Source organism: Rhodoferax sp. UBA5149, from assembly GCF_002413825.1.
Taxonomy (GTDB): Bacteria; Pseudomonadota; Gammaproteobacteria; order Burkholderiales; family Burkholderiaceae_C; genus Rhodoferax.
Window position 1 is genome coordinate 1,855 of sequence record NZ_DHXT01000086.1, and the last position, 8,063, is coordinate 9,917.

Below are 8,063 nucleotides of genomic sequence, written 5' to 3' on the forward strand. Positions count from 1 at the left end.
CATCATCGACTTCGTGATTCCGAGTCCGCAGCAGTCGCTGATGGAGGCCTACCAGACCTGGCGCGGCTGGGCCGAGAAATCGGCCGCGGACTATTCGTTTCACATGGCCATCACCTGGTGGAGTGAGTCGGTCAAGCACGACATGGGCACGCTGGTCCAACAGGAAGGCATCAACAGTTTCAAGCATTTCATGGCCTACAAGAACGCCATCATGTGCGACGATGAAACGCTGGTGAACAGCTTCAAGCGCGCACTCGAATTGGGCGCCATGCCGACGGTACACGCCGAGAACGGCGAGCTGGTGTTCTTGCTGCAAAAAGAAGTGGCGGCGATGGGCATCACGGGGCCGGAGGGGCATCCGCTGTCGCGCCCGCCGACGGTCGAAGGCGAGGCCGCGAACCGCGCCATTGCCATTGCCGATGTGCTGGGGGTACCGATCTACGTGGTGCATGTCTCGTGCATCGAAGCGGCCGAGGCGATCGCCCGCGCCCGCGCCCGTGGCCAGCGCGTCTACGGCGAGGTGCTGGCCGGCCATCTAGTGTTGGACGACAGCGTGTATCGCCATCCCGACTTCGCCACCGCCGCCGCGCACGTGATGAGCCCGCCGTTCCGGTCCAAAGGGCATCAGGAGTTTTTGTGGCGCGGCCTGCAGTCCGGCAACCTGCACACCACGGCCACCGACCACTGCACTTTTTGCGCGACGCAAAAGGCGGCCGGCAAAGACGATTTCTCGAAAATCCCGAACGGCTGCGGCGGCGTCGAAGAGCGCCTGAGCGTGATCTGGGACGCCGGTGTCAACACCGGGCGCCTGACGCCTTCCGAGTTCGTCGCCATCACCTCCGCCAACACAGCCAAGCTGTTCAACATCTACCCGCAAAAAGGCAGCGTCTCCGTGGGAGCGGACGCCGACCTGGTGGTGTGGGACCCGCAAGGAACCAAAACCCTGTCCGCCAAAACCCAGCACAGCAAGGGCGACTTCAACATCTTCGAGGGCCGCACGGTGCGCGGCATTCCCAGCCACACCGTAAGCCAGGGCGAGTTGGTATTCGTGCAGGGCGAGCTGCGCGCCAGACAGGGCGCGGGGCGCTACCTCAAGCGGCCGGCGCTTGGTCCGAATTTTGCGGCAAACAAATTGCGTACGGAGACGCTGGCACCTACGGCTGTCGCTCGCTGATTTACGTAGTGCCTGCCAGGGAGGGGAGTGCCGGGGCCCTCATACTGTCAAAGGCCCAGAAATCGGTCCCCGGCACTCCCCTCCCTGGCGAAATTGGAGACTGGCTCTCGATCATTTTTAGGAAAACACCATGGGCACTGCAACTTCTATCGATATTGACAGCCTGCGCATCAACGGCGATCGCTTGTGGGCCTCGCTGATGGCGCTGGCAAAGATTGGCGCCACGCCCAAGGGCGGTGTCTGCCGCCTGACCCTGACCGACCTCGACAAGCAGGGCCGCGATCTGGTGCTGGGCTGGGCACGCGCGGCAGGCATGACGGTCACCATCGACAAGATCGGCAACGGCTTCATGTGCCGCGCCGGTCACAACAATTCGCTGCCCCCGATCGTGACCGGCAGCCATATCGACACCCAGCCCACCGGCGGCAAGTTCGACGGCAACTACGGCGTGCTGGCCGGCCTCGAAGTGGTGCGGACCTTGAACGACCACGGCATCGTCACCGAAGCGCCGATCGAGGTCGCCTTCTGGACCAACGAGGAAGGCTCGCGCTTTGTGCCGGTGATGATGGGCTCGGGTGTGTTTGCCAAGGCCTTCTCGCTGGAACACGCTTACGCGGCGAAAGACACCGTGGGCAAGTCGGTTGGTGACGAACTCAAACGCATCGGCTACGTCGGCGAGCAGGAACCGGGCGAGCATCCGATTGGCACCTACTTCGAAACCCATATCGAGCAGGGCCCGGTGCTCGAAGACAACGACAAGATCATCGGCGTGGTGCAAGGCGTGCTCGGCATTCGCTGGTTCGACTGCACCGTGAACGGCATGGAAGCGCATGCCGGCCCCACCCCCATGGCGCTGCGCAAAGACGCGATGCAGGTCGCCACCCATTTGATGCAGGAAGTGGTGGCCGCCGCCCTGCGCCATGCGCCGCATGGGCGCGGTACCGTGGGCATGGTGCAGGTGTACCCGAACAGCCGCAACGTCATTCCGGGACGGGTGAAGTTTTCCATCGACCTGCGCAATGCGACCGACGCACGGGTGGACCAGATGGCTGACGAGGTCAAGGCCTATGCCGCCCAGCTCAGCCAGAAGACGGGTCTGGACATCCAGATCGAGCTGGTGTCGAGCTACCCGGCGCAGGCCTTTCACGGCGACTGCATCGACGCCGTGGCGCGTGCCGCCGCGAAGCTGGGCTACGCCAACATGCCGGTGGTCTCGGGCGCCGGGCACGACGCCGTCTACATGGCCCGGCTCGCGCCCAGCGGCATGATCTTCATTCCCTGCAAGGACGGCATCAGCCACAACGAGATCGAAAGCGCCGAGCCCGCGCACATCACGGCCGGCGGCAATGTGCTGCTGCATGCGATGCTGGAGCGGGCCAAAGTGGTTTGACGGCCGAAGACTGTACGGGTACTGCACCCGCCTTCTTCCTGTTACAGTTTAATAGGCGTCTTTCGGGGCGCCCTGTGTTCGACACAAACAGGGAGGGGGAAATCAATGAGCGGATTTGAGTACGGGATAGCCGACTTTGAATTCATCGCTGCCGGCGCTGCGGTGCTGGCCAGCGGTGGCGGTGGTAGCTACCGGGATGCCCTAGCGATTCTTCAACAATTGGCGCAGAGTGGCTGGCGTGGCACAGTGGCGGTGCAGAACTACGATGGGGCGACCAATGGCTGTGTGCTGGCCATCATGGGCTCGCCCGACGCTGCCGACAGCCTGACCCTGGCGAACGTTGCCAACGCCATCCGCAATACCGTCACGGTGCTCGAAGCCAGCACTGGGTGCGCACTGGGATGCGTGATTCCTGTGGAGATCGGCCCGATCAACTCGCTTGTTCCGCTGATCGCGGCCGCGCTATCCAATGGAGCCCTGTGGGTAGTGAACGGCGACGGCGCCGGGCGCGCTGTGCCCGAGCTGCAGCAGACCACCTTCGGTGGCAGCACAGATCTGGCCCCTAGCCCCTGCGCACTGGCCAGCGACAAAGTAGCCGCCCGCGTAGTCGAGTCAGCCGTTCTGAATGCCAGCACGGCAGCCAAAGTGGAAACCTTGGCAGGCGGCGTGGTGGCGGGCTTTGGGGGGTATTCCGGCATCGCGCTGTGGCCTTCCAATGCTGACAACGGCTACGCCTTGAGTGGCAACTACATTGCCGGAACCTTGACGCAGGCTTGGGGCCTGGGCCAATTGCTGCTGAGCGCCCCCACGCCCTTAACCACGGCGGAAGTCGCGTTTGCCATTGCTTCCATCACTGGCCGCGCGGCCACTGCTACTGTCACCAATTTCTACATTACGTCCGTCACGCAATCGACGTCAAATGCCTCGCTCGACTCCGGCATCATCCGCCTGGACAATGCGCCCGTCCCGAGCGACAGCACACAAACGCACTACCTCTACAACCTGAACGAAAACCTCATCATGTATTCGACGTCGAGCGCGACGCCCGACACTATCGCGCCCGATTCGATCTGCTATTACTCGGAAAGCACGGGGCGGGGCTTCTCCAACGCCAGCGACGATCTGGCCGAGTATTTCAATGCAGCGACCGGCAAGAGCACCGGCAACATGGTCAGCATCATCCAGGTGACGGCCGCGCCCCAGCTCTACCAAGCAGCGGGCGTCGTGGCGTCGTTTGCCGGCCTGCTGCGCAATATGGGCTACGCTGGCGCGATGCCATCGGCCTGAAGGACCCCATACCATGGGCGAAGCGGAACTCAACCGGGAACGACTGGAGCTGGCGCTGGAAGCTGCGGGACTCGACCTCTGGGAGAACAATCTGCTGACGGGGGAGGTCACCCGCAAGGCGATGAAGACCTTGACGGAGCTGGGCTACAGCGAGCACGAAATGGTCGTCTACGTGGACGATATCTACAAGCTCTTTCACCCGGACGATGTCATGACGGTCAAGACTGCCGTGGATGACCATCTGTCGGGGCGGACGCCCCAGTACCGTTGCGAATTCAGGCTGCGCGCCAAAAACGGCGTCTGGGTTTGGTATGCCAATTACGGCAAAGTCATGGACGGGCACAGCGATGCCCCCGGCAAGCGATTCATTGGCGTGACCTTCAACATCGACGACAGAAAACGCAAGGAAGACGAGATCGCGCAGATCAACCGGCAACTGGCCGATCAAAACACCTTACTTCAAAGCTGCAACGCCGCACTGGAACTGCTTGCCGCCAGCGACTCGCTCACCGGGCTGGCCAATCGGCGCACCCTGATGGAACTGGGGGGCAATGAATGCAAACGCGCCGAGCGCTTCAGTCATCCCGTCTCCTTGCTGATGGTGGACATTGATTTGTTCAAAAGCGTCAACGACGCCTGGGGACATCTGGTCGGCGATCATGTGATCTGTGCCGTGGCCGACGCCTGCCGTACCCGCATCCGCGGTGGCCTGGACACCGTGGCCCGCGTGGGCGGCGAAGAGTTTGTCATCGTGTTGCCCGAAACCGATCATCCCAGCGCGCGCATTCTGGCCGAATCGCTGTGCCAAGCGGTGGCCGCCCAGCAGGTGGCTGCGAACGATGAAGGGGTCAGCGTCACGTTTACCGTCAGCATCGGCGTCGCCACCGTGGAGGGCGGCAACCTGTCATTCGAGCAATTGATGAACAACGCCGACAAAGCGCTTTACAAGGCCAAGCAGGCAGGAAGAAACAACGTGCAAAGTTTCGACGGCACGGGCTGGGCCGTGTGAGCAGATTACCGCCCCGAGCAAAAAGCTCATCTCGGTCGGCTCACTCAGCAGCCACGCGCCGAACACCATGCCAAACAGCGGCGTCATGAACGAGAACGCGCCCGGCGGGACGCCAGGTAGTGGCGCCACAACCAGAACCACACCAGAAAGCTGGCAAACGACACTACCAGCGAATGGAACACCCGGCTGGCCCAGACCTGGGGCGTGGGGTTGAAGTGGGTCTGACCGGTGGCGAAGGCCGCCCCCAGCAGCACAAAGGCTCCCGGCGCGATCTGGGCATGTCGCTGGCCGGATGGCGCCAGGCTCTTTGTGTGCGATGCACGGGTCGGATCGAGCACAATAAGACCGGAAGACGCCAAGCTTGGAAATTTATATAAAAACAGGCTGTAGCCCCCGTGTAATATGCGCAAGTAGCTATTTTTTTTATAGCAACCAACTCATCATTCATCGCCATGCTTGATCTGCTGATTCAAAACGCCACCCTGCCCGATGGGCGCGTGGACATGTCCATCGCCGTGCGCGCTGGGAAGATTGTGGAAGTCAGCGCGGGCCTGGATGCCCCGGCGCGTGAAACGCTGGACGCCGGCGGCTACCTGCTGAGCCCGCATTTTGTCGACCCGCATTTCCACATGGACGCCACGCTCAGCTACGGCCTGCCGCGCGTCAATGAGTCCGGCACGCTGCTGGAGGGCATCGCGCTGTGGGGGGAACTCAAACCCCTGCTGACCCAGGATGCGCTGATTGAACGGGCACTTAACTACTGCGACTGGGCCGTGGCCAAAGGCCTGCTGGCGATTCGCACCCATGTGGACGTGTGCGACCCGCGCCTGCTGGCGGTGGAGGCCTTGCTGGTGGTGAAACGCCGGGTGGCGCCGTATCTGGATTTGCAGCTGGTGGCGTTTCCGCAGGACGGCGTACTGCGCGGCCCGCTGGGACCGGACCAGCACATGGACAACCTGACGCGCGCGCTCGCCATGGGCGTGGACGTGGTCGGCGGCATTCCGCATTTCGAGCGAACCATGGCGGACGGGGCACTGAGTATCAAGCTGCTGTGCGAACTGGCCGCCGAGTTGGGTAAACCGGTGGACATGCACTGCGACGAGTCCGACGACCCGCTGTCGCGCCACGTCGAAACGCTGGCCTTCGAAACCCAGCGCCTCGGGCTGCACGGGCGCGTCACCGGCTCGCACCTGACCTCCATGCACAGCATGGACAACTACTACGTCAGCAAGCTGCTGCCGCTGATGGCCGAGGCGCAACTGCAGGTGGTGGCGAATCCGCTGATCAACATCACACTGCAGGGCCGGCACGACACTTATCCCAAACGCCGCGGCATGACGCGCGTGCCCGAGCTGCTGGCCGCAGGCATCAACGTCGCCTTTGGCCATGACTGCGTGATGGACCCCTGGTATTCGCTGGGCAGTGGCGACATGCTGGAGGTGGCGCACATGGGCCTGCATGTGGCGCAGATGACCAGCCAGGCCGCCATGCGCCAATGCTTCGACGCGGTGACGACCAACGCCGCCAAGGTGATGCATCTGCCGGGCTACGGGCTGGCCGTGGGCTGCGATGCGAGCTTTGTGTTGCTGCAGGCGCGGGACCCGGTCGAGGCGATTCGGTTGCGGGCGAATCGCTTGAAGGTTTGGAAAAAGGGGGCGCTGTTGGCGCAGACGGCGGAGGTGGTGGCGAGATTGCAGTTGGCAGGGCGGCCGAACGCGGTTGACTTTTCACAGCCGTGAAATCAACTGAATGGGGTAGCTTCTCGCCAGTCAACCTTTGTGGCTGTTTTCGTCCGAGTTTGCTCATTGAGTGACTAATGCCGAGTGCCCGCTAGAGACTGATTGCCGCCGGTCACGGCAGTCAGCTTACGGGTTGCCCAATTCATTGCCCGTCACAAGTCGTTCGTGGCGGACTTCAACGTGCCCGAAGCCGACGATGATTTTCTCGAAATGCCTGCCCGACACCTGACATTGAAGGTTCTGTCGCGTTGCCGACTAACGAACGTGTTTCTGGTGGGAGCGAAGTCGGCTCCTCAGACTGGACTGATTTGTCCTGCCAAAGCATAAAACTGGTCGGCAAACGACATCTCGGAGCAGCTCTGCATCATGAACTGACCTTTTCGAATCATGTGCATCAATTCAATGCCGGCCAAGACGCACTTCGCTGATTGAAAGGACTTGAAATTGAGCATCGGCTTGGTAACGCGTTTGACTGCACGATGATCTTTCTCGACGATGTTGTTGAGATACTTCACTTGTCCATCGAACAATGATTGGGAATTCGCTGCTGACATTGATCTCATCCACGGTCGCCTTTTTGGCGCCGCTCTTGTCCATGGTGATCCGAGCAACAACGCCGCGTTGCTGCTCTTGGTCGGTGCGCTGGGCTTTGAGGGCCACCAAGTGGGTCAGGATGTCATCGGTACGGGTGGCCCTGTCGCTGCTGACTGAGGGCCAACACCAGCAGCAAAACGAGGGCGCATCTGTAAACTGAGACTACCAATCAAAACCCCGCCGAAGCGGGGTCTGTCATGCACGATGTTGTGAATACTTAGACTTGCTTCCTGCGTTGGCTGAATCCGAGTCCAACGAGTCCCAGCGCCAAAAGGGCGAGGGATGCCGGTTCGGGTACCGTTTGGGGCAGCGCCACTGCGAAGTCGCGGGTACTTGTTATGGAGGCGCCGATGTCGTTGCCCCCAATGCCCGTCCAGGTTTCCGTGTACTGCCAATTTCCTACGTCTTCAAGCCAGAACCCTCCGATGTCGCTCCATACCTCTGCAATTGTGAGGGTCGGGTCGCTCCATGTGTTCGTGTAGTTAAACGCAGAATACGCAATATTCGGACCGTTACCGAGGAAGGCCCAGTTAAACGCGTAGGTATAGGTCGAGGCCGTGTCCACGTTGACCGAACTTCCCGCCCCAGCGTTTGAAGCCGGATCATAGAAGTGGCTAACGCCGTCCCACACGGTCGGGTTGATAAAGATGACACTCTGGCTCAGGAGTGCGTTGGAGTCCGGGATTATTTGAGGACTACCGTTTACGGTTACCGTCAGCGACCCATTTCCGTTATCAACGGCGTTCGTACCTACGATCGGCGCGTCGTGCCAACTCAATGTATATGCTTGGGCTGCGCCACTTGCTAAAGCCAGAATTGAACCGGCCAGGACCAGGGATGCTAATAGTGGTTCTTCATCGATTTCACTGT

At 61.3% G+C, this 8,063-nt stretch carries 7 protein-coding genes and 1 pseudogene; 5 read left to right on the top strand and 3 right to left on the bottom strand.

The window, feature by feature from the left end; all coding sequences use genetic code 11:
* The 4 genes from hydA to B3V69_RS07240 all read left to right on the top strand — a co-directional run.
* A partial coding sequence (hydA, locus tag B3V69_RS07225; protein WP_296445152.1) for a dihydropyrimidinase occupies positions 1-1,174 on the top strand: 1,174 nt, incomplete at its 5' end.
* A gap of 130 nt (positions 1,175-1,304) precedes the next feature.
* Entirely contained in the window at positions 1,305-2,564 is a 1,260-nt protein-coding gene (locus B3V69_RS07230; protein ID WP_296445153.1) for a Zn-dependent hydrolase, read from the top strand.
* Positions 2,565-2,669: 105 nt separating this feature from the next.
* Positions 2,670-3,851 carry a DUF917 family protein gene (locus B3V69_RS07235; protein WP_296445154.1) on the top strand — a complete coding sequence of 394 codons (1,182 nt, stop codon included), beginning with the start codon at positions 2,670-2,672 and terminating at the stop codon, positions 3,849-3,851.
* 13 nt (positions 3,852-3,864) lie between these two features.
* Complete coding sequence (locus tag B3V69_RS07240; protein WP_296445156.1) at positions 3,865-4,860, top strand: sensor domain-containing diguanylate cyclase; 996 nt, start codon at positions 3,865-3,867, stop codon at positions 4,858-4,860.
* 83 nt (positions 4,861-4,943) lie between these two features.
* Here B3V69_RS07240 and B3V69_RS20640 read toward each other — a convergent pair whose 3' ends face one another.
* Complete coding sequence (locus B3V69_RS20640; protein WP_349679201.1) at positions 4,944-5,270, bottom strand: hypothetical protein; 327 nt, start codon at positions 5,268-5,270, stop codon at positions 4,944-4,946.
* A 42-nt stretch (positions 5,271-5,312) separates the two neighbouring features.
* Here B3V69_RS20640 and B3V69_RS07250 point away from each other — a divergent pair, with 42 nt between their 5' ends.
* Positions 5,313-6,599, top strand: a complete 1,287-nt coding sequence (locus tag B3V69_RS07250) for an amidohydrolase family protein (RefSeq protein WP_296445158.1) — start codon at positions 5,313-5,315, stop codon at positions 6,597-6,599.
* A 293-nt stretch (positions 6,600-6,892) separates the two neighbouring features.
* On the opposite strand, the pseudogene B3V69_RS07255 reads toward B3V69_RS07250, so the two are convergent.
* Positions 6,893-7,114, bottom strand: a pseudogene (locus B3V69_RS07255) (DDE-type integrase/transposase/recombinase); the annotation flags it as partial.
* 296 nt (positions 7,115-7,410) lie between these two features.
* A partial coding sequence (locus tag B3V69_RS07260; RefSeq protein ID WP_296445160.1) for a PEP-CTERM sorting domain-containing protein occupies positions 7,411-8,063 on the bottom strand: 653 nt, incomplete at its 5' end.